This window comes from Pengzhenrongella phosphoraccumulans, assembly GCF_045689905.1.
In the GTDB taxonomy this organism is placed as follows: Bacteria; Actinomycetota; Actinomycetes; order Actinomycetales; family Cellulomonadaceae; genus Pengzhenrongella; species Pengzhenrongella phosphoraccumulans.
The window spans coordinates 2,916,111-2,936,234 of the sequence record NZ_CP144210.1; the positions used below are offsets into that span (position 1 = coordinate 2,916,111).

The window sequence follows — 20,124 nt, forward strand, 5'->3', positions numbered from 1 at the left end:
GAGGTCGCAGGCGATAGCCGGGCGACCTGATTGAGAGCGTGCTTCCATGGTCACGATCCAACCGTCCGCGGGAAACACGCTGACCCTGCGTGTGTCGTTGCAGCGCATCCCGGGCACCCTCGGGAAGCTGACCTCGGCTCTCGGCGCCGCCGGCGCACTCGTCGATGCCATCGACATCATCGAGCATCACGGCGACGTCATCGTCCGGCAGATCCAGGTCGAGACCCGCGGCGAGGAGCACGGGCTCGAGGTCGTCGCGGCCGTCCGCCGGGTCGACGGCGTGGAGCTGCTGTCGGTGACCGACCGAGTCTTCGACCGCCACCGCGGCGGCAAGATCGAGGTCACCCCGAGGTTCCCGGTCCTCACCCGCGACGACCTGTCGATGGCTTACACCCCGGGCGTCGGCCGCGTGTGCACCGCGATCGCGGAGCAGACCGAGCTCGTCTGGGACTACACGATCAAGTCGAACTCGGTCGCCGTGCTCACCGACGGCACCGCCGTCCTCGGGCTGGGCAACCTCGGGCCCGAGGCAGCGATGCCCGTGATGGAGGGCAAGGCGATGCTCTTCAAGCAGCTCGCCGGCATCGACGCCTACCCGATCTGCGTGCGCACCTCGGGGGTCGACGAGCTAGTCGCGGTGGGCAAGGCGATCGCGCCCGGGTTCGGCGGCATCAACCTCGAGGACGTGGCCGCGCCGGTGTGCTTCGAGGTCGAACGGCGCCTCCAGGACGAGGTCGACATCCCGGTGTTCCACGACGACCAGCACGGCACGGCGATCGTCTCGCTCGCGGCCCTGTACGGCGCGGCGGAGGTGGTCGGCAAGCGGCTGGCCGATCTCAACGTCGTGTTCCTCGGTATGGGCGCGGCCGGGGTCGCGTGCGTGCGGCTGTGGCAGGACGCCGGCGTCGGGCACTTCATCGGGGTGGACAGGCGCGGCATCATCTCGGCGGACCGCAACGACCTCACGGGCGAGAAGCGCTACATCGCGGAGACGACCAACCCGGAGCGACGGCGCGGCGGCCTCGAGGCCGCGCTCGCGGGAGCCGACGTGTTCGTCGGCGTGAGCGGCCCCGGGCTGGTCCGCCCGGCGTGGCTGGCGACCATGGCCCAGGACGCCATCGTGTTCGCGATGGCCAACCCGGTGCCGGAGATCATGCCCGAGGAGATGCCCGCCAACGTCGCCGTCGTCGCGACCGGCCGCAGCGACTACGCGAACCAGATCAACAACGTGCTCGTGTTCCCTGGCATGTTCCGCGGGCTGCTCGATGGTCGGGCGCGGTCGGTCGACCCGTCGATGAACCTGGCGGCATCGCGGGCGATCGCCGCCATCGTGGCCGACGACGGCGTCGCCCCGGACCACATCGTGCCGTCCATCTTCGATGCCCGGGTGGTCCCCGCGGTGGCCGGCGCGGTTCGCGCGGCCGCGGTCGCGGCGGGTCTGGGCACGGCCGGGCCGAAGCCGGTCCTGATCTGACCGACGTCCGGCCTCGGTCGGTTGGCGGTCAGATCAGAGTCGCGCGTTCAGCACCTGGGCGAGGTCGTGCGCCAGGGGCTCGGCCAGGATGTCCTCGATCGGCCGGGGCAGGCTGAGGCACCAGTTGGGCCACTGGGCCACCGTGCCGGGCATGTTGGGTCGCTCGGCGACCGCGCCGACGTCGTCCATCGACGCGAGCACGACGCGGGCCTTGCACGCGGCGAGGCGCCCGTACTGGGCAAGGATGGCGCGATGGATCTCGTCGGGCCCGATCGGTCCGTCGGGGTCGACGCCGGCCGCGGCGGCCAGCTCGCGGCGGACCTTGTCGAGCGCGTCGAAGTTCGACGGCTTGCCGATGGCGCGCAGGTCGGCGGTGTCCGAACCGCTGAGCGTGCCCGCGATCGTGGCCTGGTCATGGGTGGAGGAGGCGCCCATGACGGCTTCGGGGAACTTGTCCACCGACATCCGCAGCGCGGCGCGGTAGCCGAGCATGCCGACCTCGGCCATGGTCTCGCGGACACCGTCGGCGACGGTGCCCATGTCCTCGCCCACGACCCACGCGCCGGTCCAGCCGGCCTCGACGCGCAGGACGGCGAGCATCGCCTCGGTCGGGTACGTCACGTAGGCGCCCTGGCTGGCGGAGGCGCCGGCGGGGACCCAGAACAGCCGCCACAGCTGCATGACGTGGTCGATCCGCAGCGCGCCGGCGTGCCGGAGCGCGACGCGGACCATCTTGATGAACAGATCGAGATCCGTGGCGGCGAGCGCGACCGGGTTGAGCGGCGGCAGGCCCCACTTCTGGCCGTCGATGTTGTGCCCGTCGGGCGGGCAGCCCACCTCGAAGTCGAAGCAGACCTGGTCCTGGTTGGCCCAGGCATCTGCGCTGCAGGAGTCGAACCCGACGGCGATGTCCACCACGACGTCGACCCCGTCGCCGGCGCGGCAGGCCGCGGCGAGCTGCAGGTCGGCCACCCACTGAGCCCAGGCGTAGAAGGCGACGCGGCCGGCACGGCTGGCGGCGAGCTCGAGCGCGGTGTCGGGGTGCTGGTCGACCTCGTCCCACTCGCGCCAGTTGCTCGTGCCGTAGGTCTCGGCGAGCACGCACCAGGTCGCGAACCGGGTGAGGTCCTGCCCGCGCTCGGCGACCCAGGCGTCGTGCGCGACGGGCAGGTGGTCGCGGGTCGCGACCCAGATGCGCTCGAGCGCAGCACGCTTGAGCGTCCAGACGGTGTCGCGGTCGATCTTGCGCACCGCATTCAGGGCGTGACCGGACGCGGCGAGGTCGGACAGGTCGACGATGTCGGCCCCCGGCGCGTCCTCGACCGCGATGTGGAGCAGCTGGAGCCACTGGCGGGACGTGGGGGAGTACGGGGAGGACTGCTGCTCGGGCACGGGCGCGGCGGCGTGCACGGGCGAGATCAGCACGGTGGTCGCCCCGGCCGCCTGGGCGGCGCGGGTGATCGTGGTGAGGTCACCGAAGTCGCCGATGCCCCACGATGCGCGTGAGCGTGCGGCGTACAGCTGCACGGCCCAGCCCCAGCCGCGGGCGGGCTGCGGGAGGCGCGGCGGGGCACTGATCACGAGCCGGTTGCGGCCGTCGGAGGTGCGCTGGTGGTAGTAGCCGGCGGCCGGCGCGACGCCCAGCGGCCCTTCGACGAGGTTCCCGGTGAGGTGGCGCAGGGCGCCCACGAGCTCGGGGTGCGGCTGTCCGGGCACGCACACGAGCGGGTGCTCCGCCGTCAGCCCGGAGCCGATCGCGGCGGCGAGGTCAGCGAGCGTCGCCGCGGGCGGGGTCTGGACCTGGCCGAGCGCGTCGACGTAGGTCGCCGGGATTCCCAAGGTGGCCAGCACGTCCGTCGCGGGCGCGTCGGCAGCGCCCACGCGGGACTCGGGGCGACAGTTGTTCGGTGCTGCACGCACGGTAGGACTCCTTAGCTTCGAGCACGCCGACTCGTCAGGGTCGAGGCCACTTGGCGAACGGGCGGTGCTCCACGGGCTGGCCGAGGTCGAGCCACACGGTAGGCCCCGGGGAACGGGGTCTTCACCGGGACTGCGAGACGCAAGACGAGGTGTCTTCGTAATTCTCTGCAAGCCCTTGCAGACGTCAATCTAGCGTGCCGACGAACCGCGGTTGCGGGACTGCGCACTCTGGACCGAGGGGATGGACCGTCTCGGTCAAGCAAGACGGAGCACTCCCACAGGCGTCCACACCGTACATACCACGCATAGTGTCAGGGCGGCGGGGATTGGCGTGGTACCTCCCAGATCGTGGACGATCTCACCCCGCCAGCTGGGCTGGCGAGCGACTTCCACGGTGGATTCACGCTCAGGAACGACGGCAACGGCCCCGGGCCACGACCTCGCGGGGCAGTCGAAAGTTCACCCGCCGAGGCGTGCCGCGGGATCGATCTCAGGTCACCCGGACGCCCGAACAGCCAGCCCTGCGCGAGCTCGACGCCGAGATTGCGCAGGCAGGTGGCCTCGCTGCTCGTCTCGACCCCCTCCGCCAGCAGCGAGATCCCCATGGCGGCGGTGAACGCCACCATGGCCGCCACGAGGCTGGTGAGGATCGGGTCGTCGGCGATCCCGGAGACGAGCGACCGGTCGATCTTCACGAGGTCGGCCGAGAGCAGGACGACGTGGTTGAGCGAGCCGTAGCCGGTGCCGAAGTCGTCGATGGCGAGGCGCACCCCCCGGAACCGCAGCACGGTCAGCGCGGCGACCACGTCGGCATAGACCTCGACAGGGGTGTGCTCGGTCAGCTCGATGACGACCCGTGGGCCAGCGTCGAAACCGATGAGGTCGAGCAGGGCCGGGTCGAGCAGCGTCTGGGCGGAGAGGTTCACCGAGATGTACTGGTCCGAGCGGGTGTGGTCGAGCCCTTCGAGGCCGAGCGCGATCGCATGCAGCTCGAGCTCCTTGAGCAGCCCGACGTGGCCGGCCTCGGGGAACCAGAAGTCCGGGCCGTGGACCGGGAAGCGTGCGAGCGCCTCGTAGCCGTGGACCTGCCCGGTGTCGAAGGACGTGATGGGCTGGAACACCATGTGCATCCCGCCGGGAACCATGAGGGCGCGAACCGCGTCGCGACGCTCCGCGAGCCGGTCGACCACCTCGCGCTCCGCCTCGGCTCGGACCGCAAGCTCGTGCGCGGTGCGGCCCTCGGCCCGGAAGCCGGACCAGAACGCGGCGGACGCCGCACCGAGCAGGAGGAACGCGCCGAAGTAGCCCACCGCCCGGAACAGGTGCCCGCTTGCGCCGGAGGACCACAGCTGCCGCAGCTCGTCGAGGGAGAGCCCGATGAAGAGCGCGAAGGCGAGGCCTCCGGTGAGCACCACGAACGGACCGAACGTGCGCTGATTCATTTTCCCCCGGCCCCGTTCGACTCTTGTCTGTGAGATCGGCACCGGCGGCACGTCCATGAGGGTTCCGCCGTGAGCTCCGCGCGCGGGGCGCGAGCGGCCCTCGGGGATGCGGTCATTACCGGCATTCCGCGCGTGCATTTGTGGTGACGCGTGAGCGTTTGTTCGGGGTGAATCCGGCGGTCCTCATCGCGTTAGGGTGACTGGCATGAATACAGGCGCCGCCGCGGCCGAGCCGTTGGTGCACATCCGGAACTTCCGCATGGACTTCGGTAGCCAGACGGTGGTCCGGGACCTGTCGTTCGACGTGTTTGCGGGGGAGACCTTCGGCTTCCTCGGCAGCAACGGCTCGGGCAAGACGACCACGCTCCGGGCCCTGCTCGGGATCTACCAGCCCACGGCGGGAGTGCTGCACATCGGGGGCAAGGTGTTCGAGCCGGGCGACGGTGTCCGGCTCGGCTATCTGCCCGAGGAGCGCGGGTTGTACAAGAAGGAGTCGGTCCTGGACGTCATGGTCTATTTCGGCCGGCTCAAGGGATTGACCCGCAAGGCGTCCGAGGACTGGTCCCGCGCCTATCTCGAGCGGGTCGCGCTGGCGGACAAGGCTGCGGTCCGGCTCGACAAGCTCTCCGGCGGGCAGCAGCAGAAGATCCAGCTCGGCGTGACGATCATGAACTCGCCCGAGCTGCTCATCCTCGACGAACCGACCCAGGGGTTCGACCCGGTCAACCGGCGGCTGCTGATGGACATCATCGAGGAGCAGAAGCGCGCCGGGGCGACCGTGATCATGGTGACCCACCAGATGGACGAGGTGGAGCGCCTGTGCGACCGGGTCATCCTCCTCAAGGACGGCATGGCCGAGGCGTACGGCACCGTCGAGGAGGTGCAGAATCAGTACGGCGGCACCGTGGTGCGGGTGAATTTCTCCGGCCAGCTCCCCGACTCGGACCTGTTCGACGTCGTGCTCGTCGAGGGAAACCGGGCCGACCTGGTGCCGCGGGCGGGGGTCGACGACGCGGAGATCCTGCGTGAGCTCGTCCGGCACGGGGTCGAGGTGCGCAGCTTCACGACCGCGCGCACGTCCCTCGAAGAGATCTTCCTGCGCGTCTACGGGACGCAGTCCGAACTGGTGGGGGCCTGAACATGGCGCAGCACAATCTCGGCACCGTCATCGGCTTCGAATTCTTCCGGGTCGTGCGCAAGAAGCGGTTCTGGCTCACGTCGCTCGCGGTCCCGCTCGCGATCGCGGTGGTGTTCGTGCTGGTGTTCGTGAGCAACTCGAGCACGGACCAGACGGCCAAGGCCCAGAAGAACGCGCAGCTGAAGTTCACCTACTCGGACGCCTCCGGCCTGGTGACCGACGACGTCGCGGCGGCCTTCGGGGGGGTCGAGGTCACCGCCGGCGACGCGGCGATCGCCGCCGTGCGCAACGGCAGCGTGGATGCCTACTTCGCCTATCCGGCCAGCCCCTCGACGCAGCCCGTCCGGGTGTACGGCGCGGACAAGGGGATCTTCGAGAACGGCACGTACGACGCCGTCGCGAAACAGATGCTCGTCACGGGCGCGCAGGAGAAGATCGGCTCGCCGGACCTCACCGCGGTCAGCTCCGGTGAGGTGAAGATCACGACGCAGACGTACAAGAACGGGCTGGTCTCGGGCGGGCTGAATGCGGTCATCCCACCCTTGTTGTTCCTGGTGATCTTCTACATGAGCATCATCTTGCTGGGCAATCAGATGCTGAACAGCACGCTCGAGGAGAAGGAGAACCGGGTCACCGAGATGATCCTCACGACCATGGACCCGACGACCCTGATCGTCGGGAAGGTCGTGTCGCTGTTCATGGTCGGCCTGGTGCAGCTGCTCACCTTCGCGCTGCCGGTCGTCATCGGGTACGTGTTCTTCCGGGAGAACCTGGCCCTGCCCGACGTCGACCTGTCCCACCTCAGCCTCGAGCCGGGACCGATGTTCGTCGGGGCGCTGTTGCTGCTCGGCGGCTTCATCCTGTTCACCGGCACGCTCGTCGCGATCGGCGCGATGGTCCCGACCGCGAAGGAAGCCAGCACGTTCTTCGCCCCCCTGATGATCATGATCTTCGTCCCGTTCTACGTCGTCAGCCTCGTCGTCTCCGACCCCCGGTCGCTGATCGTGCAGATCTTCACGTACTTCCCGTACACCGCCCCCGTCACCGCGATGCTGCGCAACAGCTTCGGCTCGTTGACCGCGTTCGAGGCCGGCATCGTGATCGTCGAGCTGTTCGCCCTGGGGATCCTCGCCCTGCGCCTGGCGGTCTATCTCTTTCGATACGGCTCGATCGAATACTCCAAGCGCCTCTCGTTGCGCAACACCCTGGCCCGCCGCAACGTCGACGCCGTCCGCTGAAACCCGGCACCTCGCGGACGCCGAAAGCGCGGTGCGGTGTCGCCGAACCCGTTACCGTCACAACAGGCGTTGCGCATCCCCTGCATGGCGCCGCCGATTGATAAGACCCCCGTCCTCCGGAGTGGAGTGCGGGGGCGTCGGCGCGTTTGGGGGGTGCAGGGCCCCGCGTGCGCGCCCGGGTCGCCGCAGTTGCCCCATTCGTTCTACTTGTCACATTCGCGTGTTTCGGGCATCGTTTTTCCATGCACCCCCGAGATGAGCTCCGGGCCCTCGAACACGTGACCGCCCGGTTGGCCGAGCAGTTCCCCGACGTGCCCGGGCAGGTGGTGAAGCAGACCGTCCAGGAGGTCCACCGTCGCTTCGACGGGCGTGTGCGCGACTATGTTCCGATCTTGGTCGAGCGCGAGGCCCGGCAGAAGCTCGGCGACCTCCCCGCGGCTGCCGCACCCCGGCCTGCACCGACGTCCACGCACCAGCCGCTGACGTCCACGCAGCAGGTCCGTTAGCCGCCGTCAGTCCTTGACCGCGCCGTCGACCATGCCCTGGATGAAGTGCCGCTGCAGGAACAGGTAGACGACCACGACCGGCAGCGCGACCAGGACGGCCGCGGCCCCCATCAGGGCGGTATCCGTCGAGTACTGGCCCTGGAAGAACGCGAGCCCGAGCGGGGCGGTGCGCATGGCCCCGCTGGGGGACATGACCAGGGGGATGAGGAACTCGTTCCACGTCCACATGAACACGAGCACCACGAGCGTCACGACGGCGGGGCGCGCGATCGGCAGCTGGATGAACCACAGCGAGCGCACCGTGCCGGCGCCGTCGATGCGGGCGGCCTCGGCGATCGAGCGGTTGCTCGAGCGGAAGTAGGTGCGCATCCAGTACGTCCCGAAGGCGATCGACTGGGCGACCTGCGGCAGGGCGACCGCCCAGATCGTGTCGATCAGGCCGAGCTGGCGCAGGTCGAAGAAGAGCGGTACGACGATCGCCTCGGCAGGCACCATGATCCCGAGCAGGAACAGGTAGAACAGCACGCCGCTCCCGCGGAACGTCATCGTGCCGAACGCGTAGCCCGCCAGGACCGAGAACGTCACCGCGAGCACGACGACCACCGCGGAGACCAGCACCGAGTTGGTCATGTACTGCGAGAAGTGGCCCTCGCGCCACGCAGTCGCGAAGTTCTCCGGGTGCAGGCCCGCGATCCCGTTCCCGGCCGCGGGGCCTGACGCCCCGAACGCCCCCGTGAGGATCGTGACGACCGGCCAGAGCGCGACGACGGAGAACACCACGAGGATCAGGTAGTTGAGCGACCGCTCGCGCCGCGACGTCATGCCGTGGCCCGGTCGGCGAAGCGGGTGATGACGACGTTGATGCCGAAGATGAGGACGGTGAGCGTCACGCCGATCGCGGCAGCCGTGCCGACCTGTCCGAGCTGGAAGGCCTGGTAGTAGACCTGGTACGAGGGCACGGTGGTGCTCGTGCCCGGCCCGCCGCGGGTCGTCATGTAGATCAGGTCGAACGTCTTGAGCGCGGCGACGATCGTCAGGGTGAGGGCCACGGCGATCTCGCCGCGCACGGACGGCAGCGTGATCGCGAAGAACTCCCGGACCGCGCCGGCGCCGTCCAGGCGCGCCGCCTCGTACAGGTCCAGGGGCGTCCGTCCCATGCCGGCGAGCAGCAGGATCGTCACGAGCCCGGTCTCGACCCAGGAGCCGATCAGCCCCACGGCCGGCAGCGCGAACAGGTAGTCACCGAGCCACGCGCGCGACAGCTCGCCGAGGCCGACGAGGTTCAACAGGTCGTTGATCGAGCCGTCGGTCGAGTACAGCCGGGTCCAGGCGACCGCGACCACGACCATCGCGATCACCTGCGGCAGGAAGATCACGGTCCGGAAGAACGTCAGGCCGCGCACCTTGGCGCGGTTGAGGATCGCCGCGAGCACCAGGCCGACGGCGATCGGCAGGACCGCGTAGAAGAAGATCAGCACGAAGGCGTGCGCGAACGAGCTGCGCAGCACGTCGTCGCGCGCCAGGTCGACGTAGTTGCCGAACCCCACGAACACCGCGGGGGAGATGGTGTCCCACGCGAACAGCGAGAACTGCGCCGACCGGACGAGCGGGTAGAGCAGGAACGCGCCGTAGATGAGGAACGCCGGCAGCACGAACAGGTACGGGGTGAGGGGGCCGTGGCCCCGCGAGGCGTGGTGGCTGCTGCCACCACGCCGCGCAGAACCGGGGGCCCTACTTGCCGACGAACGCGCCATAGTCGGCCTGCAGCGTCTGGGTGAACTGCGCCGGCGTCTGCTTGCCGGCGATCAGGTCCTGCAGCGCAGCCCCGAGCGTGTCGGAGAAGGTGGGCGTCGCGTAGTCGAGGTACGGCAGCAGGTTGCCCGTCGTGGTGACCTGCTCGTACGCCGCGTAGACGTCCTTGCCGCCGCCCGTGGCGGGGGCGAGGGCAGCGCTGCCGAGCACCGGGAGGTTGCCGGTCTCGGCGATGACCTTCATCGCCTCGTCGGTCGTGAGGAAGTTGATGTAGGCCGCGCCCGCCTCGGGGTTCTTGCTCGCGCTCGTGATCGTGAACGGCAGCGAGGTCCCGCCCGTGGTCGAGGGCGCGTCACCGGCGACGGCCGGCGGCGGCGCGAAGAAGCCGAGGTTGTCACCCATCACGGGGTCGAGCGCCGCGGTGTTCCACGACCCGGCCAGCAGGAATGCGCCGGTCCCGGCACCGAACTTGGCGACGACGTCGTCGGACTTGGAGCCGTTGACGTCCTCGTTGAGGTAACCGGCCTTGACCCAGTCGCTCAGCTCGGTGGCCGCAGCGGTGTTGGTCGCATCGGTCCAGTCGCCGCCCGGGTTGCCCAGCGCGAGCGCCTGGATCTGGTCGGCGGCGGTGTGCGCGCCCTGGATCGGGCCGAACACGTGGATCGCCGGCCACTTCTCCAGGTCGCCGAGCATGAGCGGGGTCTCGCCGCTCGCCTTGACCGCGGCGAGCTGGGAGTTGAACTCCGCCCACGTCGCCGGGACGCCCAGGCCGAGCGCCGCGAGCTTTGCCTTGTTGTAGTAGACCCCGACGATCTCGCCCATCTGCGGCAGCCCGTACAGGTCGCCGGAGCCGAAGGTCTTCGCGTCGGCCGAGTACGAGGACAGGTTGAGCACCGATGCGGGGTACCGGTCGCGCCAGCCGTAGGCCTCGGCGTAGGGCTCGAGCGAGGTGATCTGGCCGGCGCCGACGAACGCGCCCATCTGGCTGCGCGCGTTGTTGGCCTCGACGACGTCGGGCGCGTCCGAGCCGCTCAGGGCGAGCCGGAGCGTCTTGCCCAGGTCGTCGAACGACTGCGCGTTCCGCTTGATCGTGATGTTCGGGTACTTCTCGTGGAAGGCCGCATTGAGAGCCTCGATCTCGTCGTTCTGGCTGCCGCGCACCTCCTGGTCCCAGACCGTCAGGGTCACGTCGCCGAGCTTGCTCGCGTCGGTCTCGACCGTGCCGGACGATGTCGCCCCCGGGGTGGTCGTCGCGGTGTTCGCGCCTGGGGCGCAACCAGCGGTCAGCAGCAGCGTCGCCGCGGCGACCGTGGCCGCCAGCAGGCGAGCCGGGGAAAGGCGGGGGGTACTCATTCGTCCTCCATCGTGGTGCGCATCGGTCATCAAGGGTTCGTGGGGTGCAGGTCCGACAGGCGCGCGATCGTGGCCTCCGCGCGCCGCAGGGCCTTGGCCGGCTCGGCCGGCAGGATGTCGGGCAGGAAGCCGTACGCCTCGCGCAGGGCGCGAGCGGCCGGATCGCCTGCCGCGGCCTGCGCCGCCGTCGTCGTCCACCAGTCGGCCAGGTCGCCCCAGCCGGGTGCGGCCAGGGCGCCGCCGAACTGCCGAACGGCGAGCGAGGCGCACAGCGCCGAGAACTGCAGCCGGTGCATGAGCGGCCAGCCGGCGAGCGTCCCGACGACGAGCGACGCGCCGAACACGTCCCCGGCCCCGGTGGGGTCGAGCGCGGTGGCCGGCACGCTGGGCACGGACGCCTGCTCGCCGGTCGAGCCGTCGACCGCCATCGCGCCGCGGCACCCGGAGGTCACCACGGCCAGCGGCACGAGGTCCGCCAGCGCGGCGAGGGCGGCCTCGGGCGTGGCCGTGCGCGTGTAGGCCTGAGCCTCGAGATGGTTCGGCATGAAGGAGTGGCAGCCGTCGAGCCGGTCCAGCACCTTCCGGTCCCACGCGCCGCTCGGGTCCCAGCCGACGTCGGCGAACACGAGCGAGCCGGCCGCCTTGGCCTGCAGCCACCACGGGTCGTCCTCGAGCTCGACGACCACGGCCCGCGCGCGCGGCGCGGTCCCGATCATCTGGGCGGACGTCAGCGGCGCGGGATGCCCGTGCGTGACCATCGCGCGGTCGCCGTCGTACGCCATCGAGACGGTGACCGGGGTGTGCCAGTGCTCGAAGGTCCGGGACAGGCTCAGGTCGACGCCCTCCTGGTCGGCGAGCACGCGCCTGCACCAGTCGGCGTAGCCGTCGTCGCCGAACCCGGCGGCGAGGCTGGTGCGCAGGCCGAGCCGCGCGGTCGCCACGGCGAGGTTCGCGATCCCGCCCGGGGACGAGCCCATGCCTCCGGTCCAGACCTCGGTGCCGGGCGTCGGGGCGCATGGCAGGTCGGTGAACACGATGTCGAGAAAGACCATGCCGGAGACGAGGACGTCGAAGTCCCAGCCGTCTGGCGTCGCTGCGCTGCCCACCCGATCTCCTGCTCGCTCCTGCGTGCACCGAAATGACGCATTCTGCGTGATGCCGGCCTGTTGTCGCGTCCTTGACGAAGTTCTGCCCGGACACGGATCAATGTACAACGGACCTTCGCCCAAACAATGCGTGAAGTTGACGCATCTTGCGTGCTAGCGTCGTTTCGTGCTCACTGCGACGCGTCACGACGCGATCCTCAAGCGCCTGCGCCACGATGGTGAGGTCTCCGTGCAGGCGCTGGTGGACGACCTCCGGGTGAGCGCGTCCACGATCCGCCGGGACCTCGACGTGCTCAGCCAGGACGGCCTGCTGCGCCGCGTGCGAGGCGGGGGGAGCAGCGTCGAGTCCGACGCGACGGGCTTCCGCGAGGTCGCCCACCAGGCCAGCGCCGAGAAAGAGGCCATCGCGATCCGGGCCGCCGCCCTCGTGCCGGAACGCTCCGTCGTCGTCATCGACATCGGGACGACGACGGCGCGCCTCGCCCATCATCTGCGCGGGCGCCGGCTGACCGTCATCACCTCGAGCCTCGCCGTCGTCGACCAGCTGCGCGACGAGGACCAGATCGAGCTCATCGTCCTCGGCGGCGTGCTGCGGACCAACTACCTGTCGCTGGTCGGGATGCTGACCGAGCAGGCGCTCGGGCAGCTGCGCGCGAACCTCTGCTTCCTGTCCGGCTCGGGCATCCGGGCCGACGGCGGCGTCATGGACACGACCGGCATCGAGGTGCCGGTCAAGCGGGCCATGCTGGCCGCTGCCGAGCGCACGATCCTGCTCGCCGACCGCACGAAGTTCCCCGGGACCGGACTGCTCGGCGTCTGCGGGCCGGACCGGATCGCGGTCCTCGTCACCAACCAGGGCGCGGACCCCGCGACCTTGAGCACGTTCCAGGCAGCAGGTACGGAGGTCATCACGGTATGAAGCTCACGATCCTTGGCGGCGGGGGCTTCCGGGTCCCGCAGGTGTACGCGGCGATCGCGGCAGATGACGCCGTGGTGCGCATCGACGAGCTCGTGCTCTACGACACCGACGCGTCGCGCCTCGGCGCGATCCGGGCCGTCATCGCCCGGCTCGAGGGCACCTTCGCGCACCCGCCCCGCGTGACGGCGACGACCGACCTCGATGAGGCCGTGACCGGCGCGAACTTTGTGTTCTGCGCGATCCGCGTCGGCGGCGCTGCGGGTCGGACGCTCGACGAGCGCATCGCTCTCGACCTGGGGGTGCTCGGCCAGGAGACCACCGGGCCCGGTGGTCTGGCCTACGCCATCCGTACGCTGCCCGTCATGCTCGCCATCGCCGAGCGCGTCAAGACGTTGGCCCCGCAGGCCTGGTTCATCAACTTCACGAACCCTGCGGGCATCGTCACCGAGGGGTTGCGTCGCGTGCTGGGGGACCGCGTCGTCGGGATCTGTGACACCCCCATCGGCCTGATGCGCCGCGCGGCGTTCGCGATCACCGGCACGCCCGCGGTCGACACGTTCGACTACGTCGGCCTGAACCACCTCGGTTGGCTCCGCTCGCTCGAGGTCGACGGCCGCGACCGGCTCCCCGAGCTGCTCGCGGACACCGACCGGCTGCAGGGCATCGAGGAGGCCCGGCTGATGGGGCTGGACTGGGTGCGGGCCCTCGGGGCGCTGCCCAACGAGTACCTCTACTACTACTACTACGGCCGCGAGGCCGTGCATCGCATCCGCTCGAACGAGGCCACCCGCGGCGAGTTCCTGATGCGTCAGCAGGCGACGTTCTACGACCGCGCGTCCGGGCGGCCCGACCTGGCGCTGAACCTCTGGGAGGTCACCAAGCACGAGCGCGAGGCCACCTACATGGCCGAGGGGCGCCCGAAGGGTCAGGAGAGCGCGCGCGAGGAGGCCGACCTCGAGGACGGCGGCTACCAGCAGGTGGCGCTGAACCTCATGGCGGCTCTCGCGCTGGGCACGCCGTCGACCATGATCCTCAACGTCCGCAACGGCGACGTGGTCCCCGGCCTGCCCGCGGACGCCGTCGTCGAGGTGCCCTGCACGGTCGACGGCGACGGCATCCACCCCCACCGCATCGCGCCGGTCACCGGGCACATGCTGGCGCTCATGCAGTCCGTCAAGGCGGTCGAGCAGCTGACGATCGAGGCGGTCGTCGAGCGGTCGGCGACGCTCGCGTGGAAGGCCATCGCGCTGCACCCGCTCGTGGACTCCGTCGGGGTGGGGCGCGACCTGCTCGAGCGGTACCGCCAGGAGATCCCGGGCGTCGGCGCGGCCCTCGACGGCTGACCCGCGGTCGGTCGGCCGCACCGTTGGGCACCCGCCGGGTGCCCGGCATCAGTCGTCGACGTCCGCCCCGCGCAGGAACCGGAGCACGTCCGTGGCCTCTTGGTCGAGCGCCCGCGTCACGGTGCGGGACAGCGGCTCGAACGGCCGGACGGACACGACCCCCGCGGCCAGGCCCCAGGTCGCCACGGCGCGGCCATCCACGAGGGCGAACGGGCGGAACAGCCCGTTGCTCGTCACGATCTGGTGGTAGGCACCGACGATCTGTTCGCGCGAGACCCAGCCGAGCAGCAACGGGTCGAACGGGCCCAGGAGCCGGGGCCCCGGCAGGTCGGCCACCGGTTCCCGGTCGGCTAGATCGACCAGGCCGTCGCCTGCGTCCGCGAGCTCCGCGGTGAGCCCCGCGATCCCGCGCCGGGCGTCGCCCAGCGTGATCCCCGCCCACTTGGCGAGGTCGCGCGCATCGGCCGGCCCATGCCCGGCGAGGTACCGCCGCGCGAGCAGCGCCAGCGCCTCGGCCCGGTCGAGCGGGTCGGGCGGTTCGCCGAGCCAGTCGCGCACCCCGACGAACGCGTGCTCGCCGGCGATCATCGGCCCGCGGACCACGTGCCCGCGCAGGGTCGTGGCCATGAGCACGTGCACGAGGGCCTGCCGGGCCGTGGGGACTCCGGCGGCGTCGAGCTGCACCCGGAGCTGTGCGCGGGTCTGCGGCCCGGACGCGACCGCCCCGCGGACGACGTCGACCCCCGCGTCGGCCTGTGCGGGGCTGACGCCCTCCTGCTCGAGCCGCCGCGCGTTCGCCGTCACGAGCTGCGGGGTCGTGAGGGGGTGCAGCCACCAGTAGTCCTCGGCGGCGACGAGGTGCAGCGTCCCGCGGTTGACCCAGGTGATCACCGCGGACCGGTCGTGGGTGAGGGCGCGGTCGACGTCCTCGACCGTCAGGCCCGTCGACCGGCAGCGGATGCTCAGGCGTGCGCCGCGCAGGTCCTGGGCCTGCACCGCGAGCAGGTGCCGCACCACGTCCACGGTGCTGCGGGCCGGCTGGCCGGCCAGCAGCTGGGCGGCCAGCCGCCGAGCAATGAGGTCGGGTACCGGGTGCTGCACGTCGGGGCGCTGGCTCGTCACGCTCACCACCGTAGGGGTGGGGCAGGACACTCGGCTCCTCGCCGCGGTCGAGCACACGTCGGTCCACCACGAGTCGCGCTGCGGAGTAGAAGGACCCGCGAATTGTGGCGGCGAGCCGCCCCCAGGGCTGCTTTCACGAATGCTTATTCACAGATTTCGGTGTGGTCTTCTCTGTCCACATCCCCTGCCCGACGACGGGGCGGTGAATGTCAGTGGCCCCGTTTAGTGTGGGTTGCATCGGAAACGGCGAGTTTCCGGCCCTGAGGCAGCAGGGGTATTCCTGACAACGCAGCGATGTGGGGGTGTGAGATGACGTTTGACGGCTCTTCGAAGTTAGCCGGGCAGCGGGGTTTTCACGGCTGCCGCCCGTCGGTGCTGACGGGTGCATGCCCAGCGTATGCGGCGGCGTTGGTTGACCGGGTTTCTGAACCCGAAAGCGTCTCTTCCCACGTGTTTGGCCAGGCGGTTGTAGCCCTCCGACCGTGAATTCGAGTACCCCGTCTCGAGGCCCGCCAGCACGGCCGGCCACCACCGGTCGACGGTCGCGGCGAGTCGGTGGACCTCGGGTGCGCTCGACGCGGCGGCGTGCTCGTAGAACGTGGTCAGCCGCCGACAGATCACGGCCCGCTCGGGATGGGTCCCGGCCAGAGCGAGCAACGCACGAAGGTCCTCCTTGACGATGTAGGCGCCCAGGATCTCCACGCCCGCCTCGCCGGTGTCGAGCAGCGCGTTCCACATCGTGGCGAACTTCGCCGGACGCAGCCGCTCGTGTGCGGTGAGCAGCTGGCGCCGGACCTGCCAGGCCGGGTCGATCTTGCGGCCCCGACGCCCGGTGGCCTCCCGCACGGTGCGTTGACGGACCGCGGTCGTGGTGTCGTTGGCGAGCTGGACCAGGTGATACCTGTCGGCGACCTGGATGGCGCCCGGCAGGCCGTCGCGGGCACCCTTGGCGAACGACGCGGACAAGTCGATGGTCACGTGCGTGATCGCGGCCCGCCACGACGCCGGCTGAGCGAGCAACCACCCCGACACGCAGGCTGCTGAGCGGCCCTCGACCTGCGCGAGGAGCCCGCCGGTGCCGTCCGCGTCCACGAACCCGGTATGCCACCGGTCGCAGGCCAGCACCCACCGGCCGGTGTCGGGGTCGTGGGCCCAGACCGGTCTGCCACGTCGGGTCTCGTCGATGCCCAGTACCCGCACGAGGGGCAGGGGCTTCGCCAGGACCGGGTCGACGCGGGCGACGAACGCGTCGTGGACCGTGGACCACCCCACCTTGTAGAACTCCGCGGCCTCGGCCACGCACCGGTGCTGGACTGCGACCGCGTCGGCGAGCTCGGCCCGCAACCGCCGCGTCAGGCGCGCCCCGGGCCGCGCGGCGGGGACCTGTTCGGTGAACGAGCCCCGCGCGCACCGCTGGTCCACGCACCGCCACCGCTGCTTGTGCCACACCAGGCGCAGCGGCCTGGTCCCATACGGGATGTCCCGCGGCCTCGTGGTCACATGGCCCTTGAGTGCGGTGGAGAACTCCCCGCACGACGGGCACGCCGACGCCGCCAGGTCCGCCGTGACCACGTGCACGACCCGACCACCGCACCCGTCCGCCGTGATCTCCCGGACCGCCAACCCCTCCAGGTCCAACAACCGCGACACCCCCGAAACCACGACCGGAGGGACCCCCTGCACATGCGTACCCTGAACCAAGCCCGTGACCTCGCTCTATGACCATGTCCTGCTCGATACAGCCATGATCACCGAGGTCACGGGCCCACTACGTCCACGACCCACCCCACCGTTGCCCGGTTAACTTCGTAGAGCCCGTTTGACGAGGACGACCGCGCGTCGTCGCAGGCGCCAACGCCCGTGCAGCCTGCCGCCGGTCCGCCTGCGTCCACGCCGCCATCCCCGCAGCAGTCGACGCCCTCGCCCACCTCTCCGCTCGGCGAAGGTCCGTCGCAGCCGCCCACGCTTTCGCCGGCCACGCCTGCGTCACGGGTGTCGTTGGCGGATCGGGTGGCGGTGATCGAGGCGCAGGTCGACGCATTGGCTGCCCTGTCTCCGCGGGATCTGGACGGGGCGGGGGCGTTGGAGTTGTTCGACCGGGTGTTTGAGCTGTCGGACCGGTTGCAGGCCATCGCCACCCGTGCGCTGCCCGTGGTGGAGTCCGACGTGCCGTGGAACGCCAGCGGGGCGCGGACGTTCCCGACGTGGCTGGCCCGGCGGGCGCACCTGACCTATGCGAAGGCCAAGCGGATGACTCGCCTGGCCCACGCGTTGCGCGACGAGCTGCCGTTGACCGCGGCGGCGGTGGTCACCGGGGGTGAGGGGCGGGTCAGTGTGGAGCAGGCCGAGATCCTGACCACCGCGGCGGCGACCAGCGAGGTGCGCCGGGCGGTGTTGGCGGACCCGGACGCGCCGGTGGGGGAACGGTTCCTGCTGGACCAGGCAGTGCAGGTCAGCGCCGACACCCTGCGCATGCTCGCCCGCCGGTGGGCCGCCGCCGCCGACCCCGAGGCGGACGAGCGGGGATACAAAGACGCCACCGAGCGGGAGTTCTTCGACATCTCCGCCACCACCGGCGGCTGTCACCTGTCCGGGTTCTTGACCACTGAGCACGGCCAAGGGCTGCTGGTCGCCCTGCAGGCCGTGCAAGGCGTGCCGGCGGCCGGTGATGACCGGACCGCGTCGCAGCGTCGCGCGGGTGCGTTGTCGGACCTGGCCCGGTTGACGTTGGACCAGGGCCTGACCGGCAAAGGCTCCTCGGTACGCCCGCACATCAGCGTGCTGGTGGACTACCCGACCCTGATCGCCATGACCACCCGCGCCGGGGTGACCCACCTGCTCGACCCCACCCTGCGCCCCACCGACTGCGGTCGGGTGGACCCGGCCCTGCTGTTCCCGCCCCCCGCACCCGGCGGACTGCTCGACCAAGGTCCGCTCGACCAAGGCGTGCTCGACCCCGCGGGGCACGTTCCCGGTGTGCTCGACCCTGCACGAACCCACGGGTCGCCGCTGGTCCCGCAGGTGCTGCGTCCGGCGGTGTTCGAGGACGGGCAACTAGTCTCACGCAAGGTGCTGGACCGACTGTTGTGCGACGCGGAGATCAGCCGGTTCATGTTCAGCCCGGACTCACAGCTCATCAATATCGGCCGCGCCAAACGCACCTTCACCGGCCAATTGCGCCGCGCGATCATCGCCCGCGACAAACACTGCCAATACCCCGGTTGCACCGCGCCCCCGCGCATGTGTGAATGCCACCACTCCATTCAATGGTTCCGCGATCACGGTGACACCGATGCCACCACCGGGGTGTTGTTGTGCTGGCACCACCACGACCACACCCACGACCACGGCATCGAGATCACCTGGACACCCGCCGGCTGGCAATTCACCGACCGCCACGGCACCGTCATCCGCCGCTGAACCCACCGCGCCACGCCGATGCACTGCTGACCTGACGCACTGCTGACCGGACGAACCCAGGCCTGACGTCAGCCCGCGAGCGACCTCGTGATCGCGAGGGCCTCGGCGACCGCGACGAGGTAGGCATTCGCGACCTCGACCGTGCCGAACCCGGTGGCCTCGACGGCCGTCGCGTCGTTCTCCTCGTGCGCGAGCACGGCGCCCAGGACCGCCCCGTACGGCCCGAACTTCGTGAGCAGCGCGTCCGCGACGTCGTCGGACACCCCGGTGCGCGCGATGAGGTCGGCGGGGTCGACCCTGAGCTGTGCAGCGACGGCCGACAGCAGGCCGACGGTGTACGCGACGTCGTCGCCCCCGAGCGTCCGGCAGGCGAGGGCGCGACTGAGCACGAACCACAGACCGGCGATCGACAGCCTGCTCGCATCGACGAGCGAGGCGGCCGCGAGCGCGGTGAGCGGCTGCGGACCGACGAGCAGGATCGCCTGGCGGACCGAGTCGATCCGGTGGCGCATCCCGTTCGCGCTCGAGTTGACGAGCCCGAGCACGCGGATCGCGAGCTCCGGGTGGGCGTCCACGAGCTGGATCACCCGGTCCAGGTCGACGTGCTCGAGGTGCAGGAGCTGGAGCAGCTCGAGGCACTGGACCTGGCCCGCGGTGAACTCGTGGGCCTGCGGCGGGGCGTCGCGCTGGAACAGCGGGCCCTGGAGCAGCTCGATCCCGTGGGACAGGCAGAACCGGACAGCAGCCTCGCTCGCGACGCGTTCGGCGATCACCGCGATGCCGAGCTCGTGCGCCCGGGCGATGCCGAGGAGCGCGGTGTCGAGTCCGCGGCCGAGGTCGATCTTGGCGAAGTCGACCAGCGCGAGCAGCGCGTCCTGGTCGCCGCCGGCCACGTAGTCCGCGAGGGCGATCCCCACGCCGTCGTCGCGGATCCGGTCGATGTGTGCGGCGGCGTCGGGCACCGCGGCGAAGTGGTGCGGGACCTCGAGCACGAGCCCGCCGCCGGGCCGCGGCAGAGGCACCTCGCCGGTGAGCATCCCCGTGGTGGCCCGCAGGAAGACGACGTCCTGGTTCGCCAGCAGGGTGAAGTCGAGGTCGCGGTGGGTCGCGTGCACCAGTGCGTCGAGCTCATCGGAAAGGTGGGCGCTCGTGATCGGCGCGCGGACCTGCACGCTCACCGCGTAGCCGTGCACGGTCCGGTCAGGGTGCACCACGGGCTGGCGGTGCACGGTGACGTCGATCCTGCGCGCGGTGAGCAGGCTCGTGGGTTGGTTCCGGGGATCGGTCATCGTCGACTTCCTCGTCACTCTGGTTGGCCCGGTGGGGTCAGCGGATTGATCGACCGGGCCGGGCGCGGTGTGAGGCTTTGCTCGTTCGTGGAGGAGGCTCGG

At 70.6% G+C, this 20,124-nt stretch carries 16 protein-coding genes; 7 read left to right on the top strand and 9 right to left on the bottom strand.

Annotated features, from left to right (window positions below; genetic code table 11):
- The first annotated feature begins 46 nt into the window (after positions 1–46).
- Positions 47–1,474: an NAD-dependent malic enzyme gene (locus VTA80_RS13495; protein ID WP_407341610.1), complete on the top strand. Its 1,428-nt coding sequence runs from the start codon at positions 47–49 to the stop codon at positions 1,472–1,474.
- A gap of 33 nt (positions 1,475–1,507) precedes the next feature.
- Here VTA80_RS13495 and malQ read toward each other — a convergent pair whose 3' ends face one another.
- Together malQ and VTA80_RS13505 are read right to left on the bottom strand one after the other, a co-directional pair.
- A complete protein-coding gene (gene malQ, locus VTA80_RS13500; RefSeq protein WP_407341611.1) occupies positions 1,508–3,394 on the bottom strand; it encodes a 4-alpha-glucanotransferase in 1,887 nt (628 codons plus the stop codon).
- A 311-nt stretch (positions 3,395–3,705) separates the two neighbouring features.
- A complete protein-coding gene (locus VTA80_RS13505; protein ID WP_407341612.1) occupies positions 3,706–4,836 on the bottom strand; it encodes an EAL domain-containing protein in 1,131 nt (376 codons plus the stop codon).
- Between the two features lie 205 nt (positions 4,837–5,041).
- On the opposite strand from VTA80_RS13505, the gene VTA80_RS13510 reads away from it, so the two are divergent.
- The 3 genes from VTA80_RS13510 (at position 5,042) to VTA80_RS13520 (ending at position 7,718) form a co-directional block, all read left to right on the top strand.
- On the top strand, positions 5,042–5,974 hold the full coding sequence (locus VTA80_RS13510; protein WP_407341613.1) for an ABC transporter ATP-binding protein: 933 nt from the start codon (positions 5,042–5,044) through the stop codon (positions 5,972–5,974).
- Positions 5,975–5,976: 2 nt separating this feature from the next.
- Positions 5,977–7,212 carry an ABC transporter permease gene (locus tag VTA80_RS13515; RefSeq protein ID WP_407341614.1) on the top strand — a complete coding sequence of 412 codons (1,236 nt, stop codon included), beginning with the start codon at positions 5,977–5,979 and terminating at the stop codon, positions 7,210–7,212.
- A 242-nt stretch (positions 7,213–7,454) separates the two neighbouring features.
- Positions 7,455–7,718 carry a three-helix bundle dimerization domain-containing protein gene (locus VTA80_RS13520; protein ID WP_407341615.1) on the top strand — a complete coding sequence of 88 codons (264 nt, stop codon included), beginning with the start codon at positions 7,455–7,457 and terminating at the stop codon, positions 7,716–7,718.
- 6 nt (positions 7,719–7,724) lie between these two features.
- Here the strand turns inward: VTA80_RS13520 and VTA80_RS13525 are convergent, their stop codons facing one another.
- The 4 genes from VTA80_RS13525 to VTA80_RS13540 form a co-directional block, all read right to left on the bottom strand.
- Positions 7,725–8,540, bottom strand: coding sequence for a carbohydrate ABC transporter permease (locus VTA80_RS13525; protein ID WP_407341616.1), 816 nt, complete (start codon positions 8,538–8,540; stop codon positions 7,725–7,727).
- On the bottom strand, positions 8,537–9,370 hold the full coding sequence (locus VTA80_RS13530; protein ID WP_407341617.1) for a carbohydrate ABC transporter permease: 834 nt from the start codon (positions 9,368–9,370) through the stop codon (positions 8,537–8,539). The genes VTA80_RS13525 and VTA80_RS13530 overlap by 4 nt, the downstream gene beginning before the upstream one ends.
- A gap of 79 nt (positions 9,371–9,449) precedes the next feature.
- Positions 9,450–10,823: an extracellular solute-binding protein gene (locus VTA80_RS13535; RefSeq protein ID WP_407341618.1), complete on the bottom strand. Its 1,374-nt coding sequence runs from the start codon at positions 10,821–10,823 to the stop codon at positions 9,450–9,452.
- A 29-nt stretch (positions 10,824–10,852) separates the two neighbouring features.
- Positions 10,853–11,929 carry a PfkB family carbohydrate kinase gene (locus VTA80_RS13540; protein WP_407341619.1) on the bottom strand — a complete coding sequence of 359 codons (1,077 nt, stop codon included), beginning with the start codon at positions 11,927–11,929 and terminating at the stop codon, positions 10,853–10,855.
- Positions 11,930–12,095: 166 nt separating this feature from the next.
- Between VTA80_RS13540 and VTA80_RS13545 the strand changes: the two genes are divergently transcribed.
- Positions 12,096–12,848, top strand: a complete 753-nt coding sequence (locus VTA80_RS13545; protein ID WP_407341620.1) for a DeoR/GlpR family DNA-binding transcription regulator — start codon at positions 12,096–12,098, stop codon at positions 12,846–12,848.
- Complete coding sequence (locus VTA80_RS13550) at positions 12,845–14,191, top strand: 6-phospho-beta-glucosidase (protein WP_407341621.1); 1,347 nt, start codon at positions 12,845–12,847, stop codon at positions 14,189–14,191. Before VTA80_RS13545 ends, VTA80_RS13550 begins: the two co-directional genes overlap by 4 nt.
- A 48-nt stretch (positions 14,192–14,239) precedes the next feature.
- On the opposite strand, the gene VTA80_RS13555 is transcribed toward VTA80_RS13550, so the two are convergent.
- Positions 14,240–15,313 (bottom strand): winged helix DNA-binding domain-containing protein, encoded by a 1,074-nt coding sequence (locus tag VTA80_RS13555; protein WP_407341622.1) that lies wholly within the window; start codon positions 15,311–15,313, stop codon positions 14,240–14,242.
- A gap of 333 nt (positions 15,314–15,646) precedes the next feature.
- Positions 15,647–17,014, bottom strand: a complete 1,368-nt coding sequence (locus VTA80_RS13560) for an ISL3 family transposase (RefSeq protein ID WP_407341623.1) — start codon at positions 17,012–17,014, stop codon at positions 15,647–15,649.
- 309 nt (positions 17,015–17,323) lie between these two features.
- Here VTA80_RS13560 and VTA80_RS13565 point away from each other — a divergent pair, with 309 nt between their 5' ends.
- Entirely contained in the window at positions 17,324–18,733 is a 1,410-nt protein-coding gene (locus VTA80_RS13565) for a DUF222 domain-containing protein (protein ID WP_407341624.1), read from the top strand.
- Between the two features lie 68 nt (positions 18,734–18,801).
- Here the strand turns inward: VTA80_RS13565 and VTA80_RS13570 are convergent, their stop codons facing one another.
- Complete coding sequence (locus VTA80_RS13570) at positions 18,802–20,022, bottom strand: EAL and HDOD domain-containing protein (protein ID WP_407341625.1); 1,221 nt, start codon at positions 20,020–20,022, stop codon at positions 18,802–18,804.
- Positions 20,023–20,124: the final 102 nt, after the last annotated feature.